Raw genomic sequence first — 16,919 nt, 5'->3', positions numbered from 1 at the left:
CGTCAGGCGGGCCGGTCGGCGCGCCTCACGGCCGGTCGAGGCCGAAGGTGTAGCTGCCCGACCCGGAGTAGGACTCCACGCGCCACGAGTAGTAGCCCGAGGTCCCGGTGTAGGTGATCTTCTCCTCCGAGGTGCTGCTGACCCCCTGCGCCACGACGACCCAGGTGGAGCCGTTCCACTTCTCCAGGTAGAGGTCGAAGTCGGTGCTCGCCGGGCCGGAGATGCAGCCGACGTGGGTGCCCGCGCCCGAGCTGTAGTAGTCGCTCGTGCCGGGGTGGTAGGACACGCCACCCGTGGTCAGCGACCCGGTCTCGGTCTCGGGCATGGTGCTGCAGGTGGTCGGCGTCGGGTCCGGCGGCGGGGTGGTGCCCCCGGTGCCGACGAAGAGCAGGCGGTTGGGGGAGCCGGTGCCGGCGTTGGTGACCTTGTTGGGCGTCGCGTTGGCGATCAGCGCGCTGCCCACGGTCGCGGGGGAGGCCGACGGGTTGCCCTGCAGGTAGAGCGCCGCGGCGCCGGCGACGTGCGGGGTCGCCATCGACGTACCGCTGATGGTGTTGGTCGCAGACGTGCCGGTGTGCCACGCCGAGGTGATGTTGGAGCCGGGGGCGAACATGTCGAGGCACGAGCCGATGTTGCTGAAGCTCGACCTGGCGTCGGTGCTGGTCGTCGACCCGATGGTCAGCCCGGCCGCGACGCGGGCGGGGGAGCTGTTGCACGCGTTGGCGCCGGAGTCGTTGCCGGCGGCCAGGGCGTAGGTGACGCCGTCGGCGATCGAGTTGGAGACGGCGGTGTCGAGCGCCGAGGAGATGCCGCCGCCGAGGCTCATGTTGGCCACGGCCGGCGAGCCGGCGGTGTGGTTCTGCGTGACCCAGTCGACGCCCGCGATGACGCCGGAGTTGGACCCGCTGCCGTTGCAGTCGAGCACCCGCACGGCCACCAGGCGCACGCCCTTGGCGACGCCGTACGTCGACCCGCCGACGGTGCCGGCGACGTGCGTGCCGTGGCCGTTGCAGTCGGTGGTGCCGCGTCCGTCGTTGATCGCGGTGTAGCCCGAGACCGCGCGACCGCCGAACTGCGTGTGGGTGGCGAGCACGCCCGTGTCGATGACGTAGGCGGTGACGCCCGCGCCGGTCGCGTTGTAGGTGTAGGCGTTGTCGAGCGGCAGGTCGCGCTGGTCGGTGCGGTCCAGGCCCCATGTCGCCGGGGTCTGCGTCGCCGAGAGCTGCACGGGCTGGTCGGCCTCGATGTAGGCGACGTTGGGGTTGTTGCGCAGGGCGGCCAGGGCCTTGTCGTTGAGCCGGGCGGCGAACCCGTCCAGCACGGACGTGTAGGTGTGGGTGACGCTGGCACCCTCCTGCTTCACGTCCGCCTTGGCGGCGCGCAGGCTCCGGCCGGGCGCGTCCTTGTCGAGCACGACGATGTAGTGGTCGTCGGCGGCGGTGCCGAGGACCGGCGCGAGGCCGTCGTCGGCGGCGGAGGCCTGCGGGGCCTCCTGGGGCTCCTCCTGGCCGGCCGCGTGGGTGGCGGTCGGGCTGAGGGCGAGTGCGGCACCGGCGAGCGAGGCGATCAGGCCTGCCGCCGGTCGGGGGCGTGCATGGGTCATCGATGGATCCTTCCCGAGACAGATGGACGAGGCTGACCCTGACCGGCCGACGCGCTCGCGGGCAAGGGGCAGGCGTCGCTTAACACTTAACTCGCGCCCGGACTCGCGCTCGGACTCGCGCCCGGCTCAGCCGCTCAATTCAGCGGCTCGGCCAGCTCCAGCGGATCCCGGTGGTGCCCGGGGCGGTGTCGGTGTGGACCAGGTGCGCCCGGCGGTCCTCGTCCAGCGCGATCGGCTGCTCACGGCCCCCGGTGAAGGCCGACACGCTCTCGGGGAGCGCGCGCCGGTCGAATGCGACCTCCAGCAGGTACTCGCGCATCGGCAGGCGCAGGCGCCGGGTGTACTCGCGCTCCCGGGGGCCGGGGGCGGGGGAGACGACGTCGTACTTCACGATCACGGTCTCGCCGCGGCGCAGCGGCCGGAAGAAGAGCAGCTCCGCGCCCACGACGCCCGCCTCCGGGTCGCGCTCCACGCGACCCAGCGCGCAGCCGCGCACGGGCCGGATCTCGGGCAGGTCGGCGCCCAGGTCGTCCTGGGAGTGCATCACGACGCGCCGGTCGGGCCCGTCGGCGCGCGCCCGCATCGCCTGCCGGACGGTCAGCCGCACCTGGCGTCGGTCGGGCCCCAGCCGCAGGACGTCGTGCACCGAGACGCGCGCGAGGTCGGTGTCCCAGCTGGTGTCCAGCCGCCCGAGGACGGCCGAGTGCGGCTCCTCCGGCCACAGGGCGTCGAGGCCGCGGACGGCGTGACGCGGGGTGCGCCCGGGGGTGGTGGGGAGGGTGGCCGTGAGGCTGCCGCAGGGCAGGCCGAGGACGTCCTCGAGGTGCGGCAGGGCCGCCAGCGACGACCTCCGCCCGGGCTCGCTGCGGCCGGATCGCCAGTAGCTCAGAGTTGCGGCGCTGACCGACACCCCGCGCTGGGCGAGGTGCTCGGTGATCCGGTCGAGACCCAGGCCCCGGGCCTCGATGGCGGTCCGGAGTGCGTCGGCGAAGCGCTCGGGCCGGTCAGGCATCCGGACATCCAACCGGAGGCCACCACGCCTCGCAAGGAGCGTACGGGCACCGAGCAGTCGTCGGTGCGTGCGTCGGTAGTCATTAGTCTTCGGGATGTGTCCGGCACCGTCATCGTCACCGACTCGACCGCGAGCCTGCCCCCCGAGGTGGCGCAGGAGCGCGGCATCCGGGTCGTGCCGCTGCAGGTGGTGATCGGCGCCCGGGTGCTCGACGAGGGACCTGAGGGCGCCACGCCCGACGTCGTCGCCGAGGCGCTCCGCGACTTCGTGCCGGTCAGCACCTCGCGGCCCGCGCCGGCGTTGTTCGCCGAGCTCTACCGCTCCCTGGCGGCGGACGGCGCCGACGAGATCGTGTCGGTGCACCTGTCCGGTGAGATGAGCGGCACCTTCGAGTCCGCTCAGCTCGCCGCCCTGGAGGTCGACGTGCCGGTGCACGTCGTGGACTCGAGCCAGGTCGGCATCGCCACCGGCTACGCCGCCCTGACCGCGGCCGACGTGCTGGACGCAGGCGGGACGGCGGAGGAGGCCGCGCAGGCGGCGCTCGCCCGCGGGCAGGCGGCCACGTCGCTGTTCTACGTCGACACGCTCGAGTACCTCCGCCGCGGCGGGCGCATCGGCGCCGCCGCCGCGATCTTCGGCAGCGCGCTGTCGGTCAAGCCCCTGCTCGAGATCGCTGAGGGCCGCGTCGCGCCACGTGAGCGCGTCCGTACGGCGTCGCGTGCCCTCGCCCGGCTCGCCGAGCTGGCCGTCGAGGCGGCCGGCGACCAGCCGGTGGACGTGTGCGTGTCGCACCTGGCCAACGCCGGGCGGGCCGAGGAGCTCGCCGCCGTGCTGACCGACCGGCTGGCCGCGGGCCTGGAGGGCCGCGAGGTGATGTGCGGCGAGCTCGGGGCGGTGCTCGGCGCGCACGTCGGTCCCGGCATGGTCGCGGTCTGCGTCGCTCCGCGCCCCTGACGCCCCTGTCCACAGATTGCCGGTCGCCCCTGTCGACGGGGCTCGCGCGTTCCTAGCGTGGAGGCATGCGCCGATCCCAGTCGTCCTCCGAGCACGCCGAGGCGGTGTCGCGGCGGCTGGCGACGCTGAGCGCCGAGCTCGCCGCCGTGCGTGGTGACCCATCCGACCCATCCGACCCGGCCGACCCGTCGGGCCAGGACGGTGCGGCGTGGGGGCACACCCGGGTCCGCGAGCGCCCCGACGCCGTGCCGGTCGCTGCCGCTGCCCCCGTCGTCCCGCCGGTGCCCGGGCGCCACGCCTCGCGTCGGCTGCGGGTCGGTGGCCTGCAGCTCGGGCCGGTGCACCTCGCCGTCGTGGCCGTCGTGGCAGCCCTCGCCGTCGGGCTGGCAGCGTGGTGGGCGGTGCGCGACCAGGCCCGTGCCGTCCCGGTCGCACCCGCGGCCTCCGAGTCGGCCGCGACGACCGAGCCCCTCGCGCCGGTCGTGTCGTCGGGGCCACCGGGCGCACCCGGGGCGTCCGAGGGGGCCGACCCCGGCGGGGAGCTCGTGGTCGACGTCGCGGGCAAGGTGCGACGTCCCGGCATCGCGGTGCTGCCGGCCGGGTCGCGCGTCGTCGACGCCCTCGACGCGGCGGGCGGTGCCCGGCGCGGCGTCGACCTGACCTCGCTCAACCTCGCGCGTCCGGTCATCGACGGTGAGCAGATCCTCGTCGGGGTCGCCCCGGTGGCGGGCGTCGCCGGCACGGTCGACGGACCCGTCCCCGGCGGTGAGGCGCTGGTCAACCTCAACACGGCCGACCAGGCCGCCCTCGACACGCTGCCCGGCGTCGGGCCCGTGACCGCCGACGCGATCCTGGCCTGGCGCGACGCCAACGGCGCCTTCACCTCCGTCGAGGAGCTGCTGGAGGTCGACGGCATCGGCGAGGCCACCCTCGCCGACCTCGCCCCCCTCGTCACCCTCTGACCGGCGGTCGTGCCCGACGTTCGCGCGGTCGCCCTCGGCCTCGGCGCGTGGACGGGCGCCCTCGTCGTGCTCCTCCTGCCCGGGTGGCCGGCCCTCGCGTCGGTCGTCGGGGCGGTCGTGGTCGTCGGGACGGGCGTGCTCCGGCGGTGGTGGTCGCTCGCATGGCTCGGCCCGCTCGGGGCGCTGGTGGCGGTGGCAGGCGTCGCCGCCCTCCAGCACGTGCTGCTCACCACGTCACCCCTCGCAGCGCTCGCCGACGAGGGTGCGGTCGTCGGCCTCGAGCTCGAGCTGACCTCGGACGTGCGCGTCGTGAGCGGCCGCTACGGCGACCTGCAGGTGGTCCGCGCGTCGGTGACCCGGGTCGAGGGCCGGGGGAGCGCGTGGTCGCTCACCGCGCCCGTCGTGGTGATGGCCGACGCCGACTGGCCCCGGCTGCCGCTCGGCACCACGCTGGAGACGACGGCGCGGCTGGTGCCCGGCGACGGCGACGTGGCCGCGCTGGTCCGCCCCACGGGCGAGCCGAGCGTCGTGGCGGAGCCGGACGTGTGGTGGGACGCCGCGGCGGGCGTACGACGCTCGGTGCGCGCCGCGGTCGCCGGGCGCGACGCCGACGCGCGCGAGCTGGTCCCGGCCCTGGTGGTCGGGGACGACGGCGGTCTCGACCCCGAACTCGCCGACGACTTCCGCACGACCGGGCTGACGCACCTGCTCGCGGTCAGCGGGACCAACCTGACGCTCGTGGTGGGGTTCCTGCTCGTCCTCGGCCGCTGGGTCGGGGTGCGCGGCCCCTGGCTCTACGCCCTGGGCGTTCTCGGCATCGTCGGCTTCGTGCTGACCGCGCGCGCCGAGCCGAGCGTCGTGCGCGCCGCGGCGATGGGCTCCGTCGCCCTGGTCGGGATGGGGCGCAACGGCCGGTCGCGGGGCGTGCGCGGCCTCGGCGTGGCGGTGCTCGGGCTGCTGCTGGTCTGGCCGCGGCTCGCCGTGACGGCGGGGTTCGCGCTGTCGGCCCTGGCGACCGCGGGGATCCTGCTGCTGGCCCCTGTCTGGCGCGACGCGCTGATGCGGTGGACGCCGCGCTGGGTCGCCGAGGCGGTGTCGGTGCCGCTGGCGGCCCAGGTGGCCTGCACCCCGGTCGTGGCGGCGCTCTCGGGCGAGGTCAGCCTGGTCGCGGTGGGGGCCAACCTGCTGGCTGCGCCGGCAGTCGCGCCGGCGACGGTGCTCGGGCTGTCCGGCGGGCTGCTGGGCCTGGTCTGGGCCCCGCTCGGGGTCGTGGTCGCGGCTCCGGCGGCGTGGTCGGCGGGCTGGATCATCACGGTCGCCCGCTGGGGCGCCGGCATCCCGACCGCCGCGGTCGGCTGGGGCACGTCGCCCGCCTCGCTCGCGGTGCTCACGGCGCTGTGCCTGCTCGCGGTGCCGGTCGCGCCGCGGGTGCTCGGCCGTCCCGGCTCGACCCTGGCCTGCACCGGTCTGCTCGTCGTGGTGATGCTGGTCCGTCCGCCGTCCCCCGGCTGGCCGCCGGAGGGCTGGGTGCTCGCGATGTGCGACGTCGGGCAGGGCGACGCCCTGGTCCTGCGCTCCGGTCCCGCGTCCGCGGTGGTCGTCGACGCCGGCCCCGACCCGGGGGCGACCGACGCGTGCCTCGACCGGCTCGAGGTCCGCTCGGTGCCCCTCCTCGTGCTGACGCACTTCCACGCCGACCACGTGGGTGGGGTGGCCGGGGTGCTCGACGGCCGCGACGTGGGGGAGGTCGAGGGCACCGGGTTGCTCGACCCGGTCGAGGGTGCCATGGAGGTCGGGCGTGAGGTCGGGCGCGCGGTCGGCCGCGAGCCGGTGCCGGCGACGTACGGGCTCACCCGCCGCATGGGCGAGGTGACGCTCCAGCCGGTGTGGCCCCGACCCGGCGCCGGGCCGACGGACCCGGGCGAGAGCGCGCCCAACAACGCCAGCGTCGTGCTCGTCGCCGAGGTCGCCGGCGTGCGGGTCCTGCTCACCGGCGACGTGGAGCCGTCGGCCCAGTCCGCGCTCGCCCGCGACCTCACCGGGCTGCGGGTCGACGTGCTCAAGGTGCCCCACCACGGCAGCCGGCACCAGGACCTCGACTGGCTGACCTCGCTCGGCGCGCGGCTGGCGCTGGTGTCGGTGGGCGAGGACAACGACTACGGACACCCCGCTCCCGACCTGCTGGCCGCGCTCTCGGCCGCCGGCGCGGACGTGTGGCGCACGGACATCTCCGGTGACGTGGTGGTGGTGGCCCGGGACGGCGAGCTCGGTGTCGTCGCCCGCGACTAGTGTTGGCCCCACCATGGCTCGCACTCCCTCCGCCGCGCAGGTCCTCGGCCACGTCGTCCTGGTGACGGGCAAGGAGGAATACCTCTCCGCGCGCACCGTCGCCTCGGTGCGCGACGCCGTGCGGGCCCATGACCCCGAGGCCGAGCTGGCCGAGTCGATGGCCTCCGAGCTGACCCTGGCGTCCCTCGGCGAGATGTCGGCGCCGTCGCTCTTCTCCTCGATCCGGTGCGTCGTCGTCCGCGGGCTCGAGGACCTGCCCGACGAGTCCGTCGACGGCCTGCTCGCCTACTGCGCGGCGCCCGCCGACGACGTGGCGCTCGTGCTCGTCCACTCGGGCGGGCAGAAGGGCAGCGGCGTGCTCACCAAGTTGCGCAAGCTGTCGGCGGTGACCGAGGTGAAGTCGGAGGAGGTCAGGCCGAGCGAGATGACCGGCTTCGTGACCTCCGAGGTCGCCTCGCACGGAGCACGGATCGACGCCGAGGCGGCCGCGTTCCTCGTGCAGGCGGTCGGCACCGACCTCCGCTCGCTGGCCGCCGCGGCCGACCAGCTCACCAACGACTTCCACGGCGAGCCGCTCACCGTCGAGAAGGTCCAGCGCTACTTCGGCGGCCGCGCGGAGGCCAAGTCGTTCACCGTCGCGGACGCGGCGTTCGCCGGCCGGCGCGCCGCGGCCCTCGAGGAGCTGCGCTGGGCGCTCGACTCGGGCACCTCCCCGGTGCTGGTCACCTCCGCGATGGCGGCGTCCGCGCGCAGCCTTGGCCGCTACCTCGGCGCCCCGCGCGGCGCCCGCGACGCCGACCTCGCCCGCGACCTCGGCGTACCTCCCTGGAAGGTCCGCACCGTGCGCGACCAGTCACGCTCGTGGAGCTCGGAGGGCATCGCCGCCGCGGTCCGCGCGGTCGCCCACGCCGACGCCGACATCAAGGGCCAGGCCCACGACGCGTCCTACACGCTCGAGCGGCTCGTGCTGACCGTCGCGGGCCTGCGCGACGGGCGCTGACGGGGCCCCTGAAATGCACGACACCCGCCACGAGGGCGGGTGTCGGAGGTGAAGGTGCGCGTCAGAGCGAGGCGGTCTTCTTGGCGATCGACGACTTGCGGTTGGCAGCCTGGTTGGCGTGGATGACGCCCTTCGAGGCGGCCTTGTCGAGAGCCTTCATCGCGTCGCGACCGGCGGCCGCAGCAGCGTCCTTGTCGCCGGCCTCGGACAGCTCGCGGAACTTGCGCACAGCGGTCTTCAGGCGCGACTTGACGGCCTGGTTGCGCTGGCGCGCCTTCTCGTTCTGCTTGTTGCGCTTGATCTGGGACTTGATGTTCGCCACGTGTGGATCCTTGAGTGCTCGACCGTCAGGGCTTGACCGGAATGGGAAAGTCTCGTGCTTGTCGGCTGCCAGGCAACCCCTGCCATCAAGACGGAGAGGGTCGGGCGCCGGACATGCAGGGAGAAACACTACCGTCACGCCGCGTGGGCGCCCAAATCGCCTGAGCGCTCGGGGAACGGGTCATCGCCCGCTGCGTCGGGCGACAGCCTCCAGCATCCTCCGCGACTCGCGGATACGGAAATCGTTGAGCGTCGGCAGGTTGACGTCGACCGCGACCACCGAGCGCACCGCGAGGTGCGCGCCGAGGCCGGCGAGGACGGCGGTGACGACCTGCTCGCCCGCCTCCGCGAGCGCGGGGCACGATGCCGCGGACGCGTCGAACCACGGGTCGTCGACCCGCTCGAGGCGGGCCAGCAGCGGGTCACCCCACGCCGGGCCCCGCGCCGCGGCTCCCCAGTCGAGGAAGACCACCTCGCCACTCGGGCGCCGCAGGAGGTTGTCGACGCGGACGTCCCAGTGGGCGACGTGGGGCATCGGGAGGCCGGCCTGCCGGCGCAGCACCCCCGCCCAGTCGTCGGGGTCCGAGCGCAGCCAGCGGGGCACCGGCGTGGCGTCGGGTGCCTCGGCGAGGGAGGACAGGGAGTCGGCCCACTTGCCGAGGACGGCCGCCACGTCGACCAGGTCGACCGACGGCGGCACGTCGCGGTGCTGCAGCACGTCGGCGAGCCGGTCGACGCCGCTGAGCACGGCGTCGAGCTCGGCGGGGTCGGTGAAGTCGGGGTGGCGCCCCTCCACGTCCTCGATCAGCAGCGCGACCCACGCCCCGTCGTCGTACGACGCCAGCAGCCGAGCCCAGAGCTCGTGCTCGCCGATGTGGCGGAGCACGCCGATCTCGCGGCGGAACAGGTCAGGTGTGTCGGGGTTGAGCTCGGCGCCGACCGCCTTGACGAAGGCGCGGGTGCCGTCGGCGCACGTCACCCGTGTCGCGCACCCCGGCGACATCCCGCCGACCTGCTCGGCCGTGCCGACGACGGGGGAGCCGAGCTGCTCGTCGACCCAGGTGCGGACCGCGGCGGGGACGGCGTCGTAGGTGAGACGTACGCCGACCGCGCGCGGCGCTGTCACGACCAGCCCCGCCGCTCGGCGAGCCAGTCCCAGCACACCTCGCCCTGCCAGCGCTGGTGGTCGCGGATGTGCGGCGAGGTCGGCGGCACCGGCAGCTCGCACTGGGTGAAGAAGTAGCCGACGTAGAGCGCGAGGTTGATGTCGAAGGCCTCCGGGTCGACGTCGCGCAGCAGCCGGCGCCCGGCGATGACCGCGTCGACGTCGATGCCCTCGCCGCGCGGTCCGATCAGCGCGGCGAAGGAGTCGAACCAGGCGGCACCGCGCACGGGCCAGTTCCAGTCGCAGACCAGCGCCCGTCCGTCGGCGTCGATGAGGACGTTGTCGGAGCGCACGTCGGTGTGCACGAGCGTGTCGCCGCCGACGACCTCGGCGTAGCGGCGGGCCAGCGCCTCGGCCTCCGCCAGGTGGGCCGGGTCGAGGTCGGCACGGCTCTCGCGGAGCGAGGTCCAGCCCTCCAGCAGCGGCGCGAAGTCGGCCTCCGCAGTGTCGAGGTCGAGCCCGGCCGGCGGCGGGGTGAGCGCGTCGGCCACCTGCTCGAGCGCGTCCAGGACGGCGTCGAGGTCGTCGGCGCCCCACGGCCGGTGCGGGGGCCGGGCGGCGACGTGCTCGATGCCGAGCACGACCCAGTCGTCGTCGAGGTGCCACAGCAGCCTGGGGGCCGGGACGTCGGGCGGCAGGGCGGCGAGCTTGCGGGCCTCCTCGCGGTAGGAGTCGGCGAACACCCGCTGGGCCTTGGTCGAGGCCGCCTTCACGAAGTGGTGCGAGCCGTCCTCGCACACCAGCACCGACGCGAAGCCGGGGGTGAACCCGCTCGTCTGGGAGATCGCCGTCGCGACGGGCGAACCGCACTTGCGCTCGATGTAGGACCGCAGGTTCGGTGGCAGGAACGGCCACTCCAGTCGGCGCGCGGTGTTGTCGTGCGGCACGGGGTAGGGGGCGATCGACGGGGTGCGGGCCATGGCGGCATCCTTCCCCACGCCCGCTCGCGCCACGACCGGATATCCGGTGGACGGGGGCGCGGGGGCTGCCGCCAGACTGGTCCCATGCCTGCGCTCGTCCTCCCGACCCCGTCCGTGCGCACGTCGTTCCTCGAGGCGATGGACGAGTTCGTCGCCGAGGGCGTCGAGCTCAGCCAGACTGCTGCGTGGATCGATGGCCACGCCCCGGGCTGGAAGGACGAGGACGCCTTCGCCGCCTTCGTGGAGGCGGTCCGGGCCGACGCCGACGAGGACAGCCCGCGACCGGACTTCCACGTGCCGTGCACGACGCTGTGGTGGGTCGAGGGCGACGCCTACCTGGGTCGGATCGCGATCCGGCACCGGCTCAACGACTTCCTCCTCGACGTGGGCGGGCACATCGGCTACGACGTCCGCCCGTCGCGCCGGCGCGAGGGGCACGCGACCGCGATGCTGCAGCACGCGCTGCCGTGGGCCCACGGTCTCGGGATCGACCCGGCGCTGGTCACCTGCGACACCGACAACGTCGGCTCCGTGCGCGTCATCGAGGCCGCGGGCGGGGTGCTGGAGGACGTGCGCGGGGTCAAGCGTCGCTACTGGGTGCCGACCGGGTCCTGAGGGCCCGGCGCCGGCACCGGCGTACGCCGCGTGCGGGTGGCCGCGCCCACCCCGACCACCGCGACCACCAGGCCGACGAGCTGGGGCGGCGACAGCGTCTCGTCGAGCACGAGCCAGGCCAGCACGGCCGTGACCGGTGGACTGAGGAAGAAGAGGCTGGCCGCCGCGCCCGACCCGCCGCGCAGCACCAGCAGGGCCAGCAGCATCAGGCCGACGATCGAGTTCACGACGGCCAGGAACAGCACGGAGACGACCGCCTGCCGGGTGTCCGTGACCGGCCAGACCCCCTCGGTGGTCCACCCGAGCACCAGCAGCGGGGGAGCGGACACGGCGAACTGGACCGCCGCCGACCACAGCAGGTCGGGCTGCGCGCCGATCCAGCGTTGGCCGAGGGTGCCCAGGCTCAGCGTGAGCATGCTGAGGCACCCGACGAGCACCGCGACCGGACCGCCGGCGTGGCCCAGGTCCGCGCCCAGCACGAGGAGCACCCCGACGACGCCGGCGGCGAAGCCGGCGACCTGGAGCGTCGAGACCCGCTCGCCCAGCACGGCGGCCGCCAGGAGGGCGGTCAGGACCGGGCTCAGGGCATGGAGGAGCGAGGCCAGCGTCGCCCCGAGCCCGAGGTCGAAGGCGACGTACATCAGGCCGAACTGGACGGCGTTCATCACGAAGCCGACGACCGCGACCCGGCCCAGGGTGCGCCGGTCCATCCGGGTCGGCCGCCGCAGCACCAGGGCGAGAGCGGCGGCGAGGAGCGCCGCGAGGACGAACCGCCACGCGAGCACCGAGAAGGGAGCCGCGGCGTGCACCGCCGCCGGCCCCGAGATGTAGCCCGACGACCACACGAGCACGAAGGCCGCTGCCGGGACCAGGGGGAGGGTCGTGCCGGTCCGAGAGGTCACCGGTGCACGCTAGCCCCCATCCCTTGCGGCCGCGCCGTCGGTTCGGCAGGGCAGAGCACGCGTGGAAGAATGACCCGACCCCGCCGTCGTACTCCTCGAAAGCAGTCCGTGAGCCTCACAAACGCGCCGCAGCCTGGCTCGACCGACCCGTCGATCATCCGCAACTTCTGCATCATCGCGCACATCGACCACGGCAAGTCGACGCTGGCCGACCGCATGCTCCAGCTGACCGGGGTCGTCGACGAGCGGGCGGCGCGCGCGCAGTACCTCGACCGGATGGACATCGAGCGCGAGCGCGGGATCACGATCAAGAGCCAGGCCGTGCGGATGCCGTGGACGGTGCCGGCCGACAACGACGAGGGCGCCGACCCGGGCACCTACGTGCTCAACATGATCGACACCCCGGGTCACGTCGACTTCACCTACGAGGTGTCGCGCTCCCTCGAGGCGTGCGAGGCCGCGATCCTGCTGGTCGACGCGGCCCAGGGCATCGAGGCGCAGACGCTCGCCAACCTCTACCTGGCCATGGGCGCCGACCTCCACATCATCCCGGTGCTCAACAAGATCGACCTGCCCGGCGCCATGGTCGACAAGTACGCCGCCGAGCTCGCCGGTCTGGTCGGCTGCGACCCCGAGGACGTGCTGCGGGTCAGCGCCAAGACCGGCGTGGGCGTGGCCGGGCTCCTCAACGAGATCGTCCTGCAGACGCCCGCGCCCGTCGGCGACGCCGACGCCCCGCCCCGGGCCCTCATCTTCGACTCGGTCTACGACACCTACCGTGGCGTCGTCACCTACGTCCGCGTGGTCGACGGCAAGCTCACCCACCGCGACCGGATCAAGATGATGTCGACCGGCGCCGTGCACGAGATGCTCGAGGTCGGCGTCATCAGCCCCGAGCCGGTGAAGGCCGCGGACCTCGGAGTCGGCGAGGTCGGCTACCTGATCACCGGCGTGAAGGACGTGCGCCAGTCACGGGTCGGCGACACCGTCACCAGCCAGCACCACGGGGCCACCGACGCGCTGGGCGGCTACAAGCACCCCAACCCGATGGTCTACTCCGGGCTCTACCCGATCGACGGCGACGACTACCCGACGCTGCGTGACGCCCTGGAGCGGCTGCAGCTCAACGACGCCGCGCTCACCTTCGAGCCCGAGACGTCCGGAGCCCTGGGCTTCGGCTTCCGCATCGGCTTCCTCGGCCTGCTGCACATGGAGATCACCCGCGACCGGCTCGAGCGCGAGTTCAACCTCGACCTGATCTCGACCGCGCCCAACGTGGTCTACGAGGTGGTCATGGAGGACGGCACCGAGGTCACGGTGACCAACCCGAGCGAGTACCCCGAGGGCAAGATCGCCGAGGTCCGCGAGCCGGTGGTCAAGGCGACGATCCTCAGCCCGAGCGACTACATCGGCACCATCATGGAGCTCTGCCAGACCAAGCGCGGCAGCCTGGAGGGGATGGACTACCTCTCCGAGGACCGCGTCGAGATGCGCTACACGCTGCCGATGGGCGAGATCGTCTTCGACTTCTTCGACCAGCTCAAGTCGCGGACCAAGGGCTACGCCTCGCTCGACTACGAGCGCTCGGGCGAGCAGGCGGCCGACCTGGTCAAGGTCGACATCCTGCTCCAGGGCGAGCCGGTCGACGCGTTCTCCGCGATCGTGCACAAGGACGCGGCCTACGGCTACGGCGTGATGATGGCCGGCAAGCTCAAGGACCTCATCCCGCGCCAGCAGTTCGAGGTGCCGATCCAGGCCGCCATCGGCGCGCGCGTGATCGCCCGCGAGAACATCCGCGCCATTCGCAAGGACGTGCTGGCCAAGTGCTACGGCGGTGACATCAGCCGCAAGCGCAAGCTGCTCGAGAAGCAGAAGGCCGGCAAGAAGCGGATGAAGAACATCGGCACCGTCGAGGTCCCGCCGGAGGCCTTCGTCGCCGCCCTGTCCACCACCCAGCCGACGGAGAAGTCGGGCAAGAAGTGAGCCGTGTCGTCCGCGCCGACGAGGTCAGGCCGCAGGCCCGGACCGACGGCGGTGGTACGACGCGGGAGCTGGCGTCCGCCGACGACGAGTCCTGGCGGATCAGCCTCGTCGACGTCGAGCGCGACGGCCCGTTCGCGACGTCCGCCGGGCTCCGGCACCTGCTGACCGTCGTCGACGGCCCGGTCCTCGACCTGGAGGTCGACGGCGAGGCGCACGTCGTCGAGCCGCAGCGCCCCTTCGCCCTGCCCGGCGACGCCACCACGGTCGTGTCGGTGCCGGAGGGAGCGGTGAGAGTGCTCGACGTGGTCGTCGACCCGGAACTCGTCCAGCCCTACGTCACCGTGCTCGAGCTGGGGCGGTCCTCGACGCTCCCCGTCGCGGCCGACCAGGCGGCCTACGTGCTGACGGGAGCCGACGCACGCTGCCTGGTGCTGGGGCCCGGCGAGGTCGCCGGCAGGTGCACCGTCGCGGTCGTCACGCTCGAGCGCGTCAGCTGACCGGCGGCTCCCAGCGCGGGTCGCGGCCGAGCCGGGCGAGCAGCCGGTCGGTCACCGAGGCCTCCGGCCCGACCTCGACGGCCGCGGCGCACACGCCCTCGGAGTAGAGGGCGGGGCCCCACCCGTCCGCCGTGGCGTGGAGGTCGGCGGCCTCCGCCTCGCTGACCGACCACGCCTGCCCGGTCGCGCGCGCGACGTCCGAGCCGTGCACCACGAGGTCCCAGCCGTAGAAGTCGGCGATGGTGGCGGCGATCGTGGTCGGCCCGAAGAAGCCGTCGTACTCCCGGGCGGCCACGCCGTCTGCCGCGAGCACCGTCGTCACGTGGGCCCGCTGTGCCCGCCACGCGGCAGCCGGGTCGGTGAGGTCGGGCTGCGGACCGGTGTCGAGACCCTGCCGGTCGAGGAAGTCGCGCTGGCTCTCGATCACGTGGCCGACCACGTCGCGGGCGCTCCAGCCCTCGCACGGTGTCGGGACGTCCCACGACCCGTCGACGGCATCCACCACCCGGCTGAAACGGTCGGCGCGCTGGGCGAAGAGGGCGAGGTGGTCGTCGGTGGTGAGTGTCTGCGTCTGTGTCATGTCACGAGGTTGGCAGGACGGCTGTCGGTGGTGCTTGTGATAATCCGACACATGTCCAGCCCGACGGGGAGAGGCGGCCCGCGGCCGGTGGACCCGATCGACCGGGCCCACCTGACAGGCGTGAGCCGACCCTCGCCACCGATCCACCGCTACGCGCCGAGCGAGCACCTCGTCGACCTGGTCGACCGCTACTGGATCCCCGTGTGGTCGCTCACCGAGCCGTCGACGCAGAGCACCCTCCAGCACCCCGTGTGCCTGGTGGTCGTCAGCAACACCTACGCCCGCTTCCACGGGGTCAGCCGCGGACGGTCGAGCGTGACGCTCGAGGGGGACGGCTGGGCGGTCGGCACGATGCTCAGCCCCGCGGCCGGCCGGCTGCTGCTGGGACGGTCGGTGGCGGAGGTGACCGACACCTGGGTCGAGCTGGCCGACCTGCTGCTCGATGCGACCCTCGTCGACGACGTGCGCGCAGCGATGCACCGCGACCCGCACGACCCCGCCGCCCACCTCGCCGCGATCGCGCACCTCGAGTCGTGGCTGGCGACCCACCTGCCCGTCGACGCGTCCGGGCTCCTGGTCAACCACCTCGTGTCCTGGCTGGCCGACCACCCGGAGGTCACCCGGGTCGACGAGGTGGCGCGCGAGGCCGGCCTGTCCGAGCGCAGCCTGCAGCGGCTGGTGGAGCAGCGCATCGGGTTGAGCCCCAAGTGGCTCATCCAGCGCCGCCGGCTGCACGACGCGGTCGAGGCGCTCAAGGCCGGGCGCGGCACCCTGGCGCAGGTGGCCGCTGACCTCGGCTACGCCGACCAGGCCCACTTCACCCACGACTTCCGCTCCGTCACCGGCATGACGCCGGGGGACTACCTCGGGGACCAGCCGGTCAGGTCGCCTCGCGGCTGAGCGTCACCTCGGTGACGGTGATCCCGAGCGCCGCCTCGAGGGCGGCCACGGGCGCGTCGAGCTCTCCCCGGCGCGGTCGCCTCGTCCGGGCGAACCACGTCACCTCGAGCGGGCGGCGCCTCGCGGTGCCGGCGGCGCGCCAGAAGCCGGTGATCCGGCCGTCCACGAGCAGCGGCGGGAGCAGCATCCCGTTGGACTCGTTCCACAGCCGCCGGTGGTGGTCGGGCGTCACGAACCGGTCGCGGGCCCGGGAGTCGTAGCCGCACAGCAGGGCGTCGAACTCCGGGAGCAGGCGCACCCCCGGCAGCTCGCGCGGCGGCGGGGCGTCCGGCAGGTCGACGTACGTCCTCCCGTCGGGTCCCTCCTGCTCGACGACGTCGAGCCCGGCCAGCCCCTCCTCGACGGCCTTGAGCGGGACCCCGGCCCACCACGCGACGTCCTGCCGCGAGGAGGGGCCGTGCGCGCGGAGGTGGTGGTGTACGACGTCGGCGAGCGCGGCCGGTCCGGTGCGGTCGAACGTGCCGTAGACCGGCTTGCCCTGTCCCTCCCAGCGGTCGCCCGAGGCCGGCCGGCGGACCAGCGCGCCGTGGGCGAAGCCGAGGTAGCGGCCCGGGCCGGCGGCGGCCGCGTCGAGCGAGCCGGGCGCGTGGCGGCCGAGCCAGTCGTCGACGTGGTCGCGGAGCTCGTCGGGCGTGCGCCAGTCCCGGGCGTAGGTCTCGACGGAGTCCCACAGGGCGGCGAGCTGCTCGTCGCTGATGCCCAGCATGCGGGCCCACCGCTGGTGCTGGCCGACGCGGGTGGCCTCGGCGAGCACGGTGTAGGCCTCGGGCGTGGCCGTGTGGACCGTGCCGCGGATCGTGCTCCCGCGCACGATCTCGCCGGCGTCGTAGGCCGCGGTGACCTCGGCGTGCGTGACCCCGGGGAAGCGGGCGCCGAGGCCGATGAACGCCGACCGGGCGGTCTGGGTCTGCATGTCGCCGACGGCGTGCACCCGCTCCGCCACCGTGCCCGGGTCGTCGGGGAACTGCCGGGCCAGCGACGCGGCGGCCAGCTCGTCCCAGGTGAGCATGGCGCCAGCCTAGGTGTTGTCCCTACGGAGGTTGGGCACGCGGTCGGCCGGTGAGAGGCCTTGGAGCGCGGTGTGGCCGCGGTGGTGATTGTAGTGATGGATCCAGGTCGGGTAGGCGGCGACGCGGTCGGCTTCGCAGCGGTACTC

Annotated in this window: 16 protein-coding genes and 1 pseudogene; 8 read left to right on the top strand and 9 right to left on the bottom strand. The window is 74.1% G+C overall.

The features are described 5' to 3' along the window. Nucleotides 1–25 precede the first annotated feature (25 nt). The gene (locus tag NCI01_RS09545) at nucleotides 26–1,603 is read right to left on the bottom strand and encodes a S8 family peptidase (protein ID WP_254181256.1); all 1,578 of its coding nucleotides are present in this window, start codon (nucleotides 1,601–1,603) and stop codon (nucleotides 26–28) included. A 139-nt stretch (nucleotides 1,604–1,742) separates the two neighbouring features. Continuing rightward, a complete protein-coding gene (locus tag NCI01_RS09540) occupies nucleotides 1,743–2,615 on the bottom strand; it encodes an XRE family transcriptional regulator (protein ID WP_254181255.1) in 873 nt (290 codons plus the stop codon). Nucleotides 2,616–2,711: 96 nt separating this feature from the next. Between NCI01_RS09540 and NCI01_RS09535 the strand changes: the two genes are divergently transcribed. The 4 genes from NCI01_RS09535 (at nucleotide 2,712) to holA (ending at nucleotide 7,820) form a co-directional block, all read left to right on the top strand. Beyond that, the gene (locus NCI01_RS09535; RefSeq protein ID WP_254181254.1) at nucleotides 2,712–3,569 is read left to right on the top strand and encodes a DegV family protein; all 858 of its coding nucleotides are present in this window, start codon (nucleotides 2,712–2,714) and stop codon (nucleotides 3,567–3,569) included. 65 nt (nucleotides 3,570–3,634) lie between these two features. Continuing rightward, on the top strand, nucleotides 3,635–4,531 hold the full coding sequence (locus NCI01_RS09530; RefSeq protein ID WP_254181253.1) for a ComEA family DNA-binding protein: 897 nt from the start codon (nucleotides 3,635–3,637) through the stop codon (nucleotides 4,529–4,531). A gap of 9 nt (nucleotides 4,532–4,540) precedes the next feature. Further along, nucleotides 4,541–6,820 carry a ComEC/Rec2 family competence protein gene (locus NCI01_RS09525; RefSeq protein WP_254181252.1) on the top strand — a complete coding sequence of 760 codons (2,280 nt, stop codon included), beginning with the start codon at nucleotides 4,541–4,543 and terminating at the stop codon, nucleotides 6,818–6,820. 13 nt (nucleotides 6,821–6,833) lie between these two features. Then, the gene (gene holA / locus NCI01_RS09520; RefSeq protein ID WP_254181251.1) at nucleotides 6,834–7,820 is read left to right on the top strand and encodes a DNA polymerase III subunit delta; all 987 of its coding nucleotides are present in this window, start codon (nucleotides 6,834–6,836) and stop codon (nucleotides 7,818–7,820) included. Between the two features lie 61 nt (nucleotides 7,821–7,881). Here holA and rpsT read toward each other — a convergent pair whose 3' ends face one another. The 3 genes from rpsT to NCI01_RS09505 all read right to left on the bottom strand — a co-directional run bounded on the left by rpsT (nucleotide 7,882) and on the right by NCI01_RS09505 (nucleotide 10,226). Then, on the bottom strand, nucleotides 7,882–8,142 hold the full coding sequence (gene rpsT, locus NCI01_RS09515; RefSeq protein WP_129402005.1) for a 30S ribosomal protein S20: 261 nt from the start codon (nucleotides 8,140–8,142) through the stop codon (nucleotides 7,882–7,884). Between the two features lie 180 nt (nucleotides 8,143–8,322). Continuing rightward, nucleotides 8,323–9,267, bottom strand: a complete 945-nt coding sequence (locus NCI01_RS09510; protein WP_254181250.1) for an aminoglycoside phosphotransferase/kinase family protein — start codon at nucleotides 9,265–9,267, stop codon at nucleotides 8,323–8,325. Further along, entirely contained in the window at nucleotides 9,264–10,226 is a 963-nt protein-coding gene (locus tag NCI01_RS09505) for a phosphotransferase family protein (RefSeq protein WP_254181249.1), read from the bottom strand. Before NCI01_RS09505 ends, NCI01_RS09510 begins: the two co-directional genes overlap by 4 nt. Nucleotides 10,227–10,310: 84 nt before the next feature. Here NCI01_RS09505 and NCI01_RS09500 point away from each other — a divergent pair, with 84 nt between their 5' ends. Continuing rightward, on the top strand, nucleotides 10,311–10,841 hold the full coding sequence (locus NCI01_RS09500; protein ID WP_254181248.1) for a GNAT family N-acetyltransferase: 531 nt from the start codon (nucleotides 10,311–10,313) through the stop codon (nucleotides 10,839–10,841). On the opposite strand, the gene NCI01_RS09495 is transcribed toward NCI01_RS09500, so the two are convergent. Further along, nucleotides 10,817–11,743 carry a DMT family transporter gene (locus NCI01_RS09495; RefSeq protein WP_254181247.1) on the bottom strand — a complete coding sequence of 309 codons (927 nt, stop codon included), beginning with the start codon at nucleotides 11,741–11,743 and terminating at the stop codon, nucleotides 10,817–10,819. The genes NCI01_RS09500 and NCI01_RS09495 overlap by 25 nt on opposite strands. Nucleotides 11,744–11,812: 69 nt before the next feature. On the opposite strand from NCI01_RS09495, the gene lepA reads away from it, so the two are divergent. Together lepA and NCI01_RS09485 are read left to right on the top strand one after the other, a co-directional pair. Continuing rightward, nucleotides 11,813–13,726, top strand: coding sequence for a translation elongation factor 4 (gene lepA, locus NCI01_RS09490; protein WP_372495135.1), 1,914 nt, complete (start codon nucleotides 11,813–11,815; stop codon nucleotides 13,724–13,726). Then, nucleotides 13,723–14,223: a HutD family protein gene (locus tag NCI01_RS09485; protein ID WP_254181245.1), complete on the top strand. Its 501-nt coding sequence runs from the start codon at nucleotides 13,723–13,725 to the stop codon at nucleotides 14,221–14,223. Before lepA ends, NCI01_RS09485 begins: the two co-directional genes overlap by 4 nt. Here NCI01_RS09485 and NCI01_RS09480 read toward each other — a convergent pair. Next, on the bottom strand, nucleotides 14,216–14,803 hold the full coding sequence (locus NCI01_RS09480; protein ID WP_254181244.1) for a maleylpyruvate isomerase family mycothiol-dependent enzyme: 588 nt from the start codon (nucleotides 14,801–14,803) through the stop codon (nucleotides 14,216–14,218). The genes NCI01_RS09485 and NCI01_RS09480 overlap by 8 nt on opposite strands. Before the next feature lie 120 nt (nucleotides 14,804–14,923). Between NCI01_RS09480 and NCI01_RS22715 the strand changes: the two genes are divergently transcribed. Beyond that, nucleotides 14,924–15,703, top strand: coding sequence for a helix-turn-helix domain-containing protein (locus NCI01_RS22715; RefSeq protein WP_254181243.1), 780 nt, complete (start codon nucleotides 14,924–14,926; stop codon nucleotides 15,701–15,703). Here the strand turns inward: NCI01_RS22715 and NCI01_RS09470 are convergent. Both NCI01_RS09470 and NCI01_RS09465 read right to left on the bottom strand, forming a co-directional pair. After that, nucleotides 15,684–16,772, bottom strand: coding sequence for a winged helix DNA-binding domain-containing protein (locus NCI01_RS09470; RefSeq protein WP_254181242.1), 1,089 nt, complete (start codon nucleotides 16,770–16,772; stop codon nucleotides 15,684–15,686). The two genes, NCI01_RS22715 and NCI01_RS09470, sit on opposite strands and share 20 nt — an antisense overlap. A gap of 9 nt (nucleotides 16,773–16,781) precedes the next feature. After that, nucleotides 16,782–16,919, bottom strand: a pseudogene (locus NCI01_RS09465) (IS481 family transposase); the annotation flags it as partial.

Source organism: Nocardioides pinisoli, from assembly GCF_024199985.1.
GTDB classification, from domain to species: domain Bacteria; phylum Actinomycetota; class Actinomycetes; order Propionibacteriales; family Nocardioidaceae; genus Nocardioides; species Nocardioides pinisoli.
This window is presented reverse-complemented; position numbering and strand designations above follow the sequence as displayed.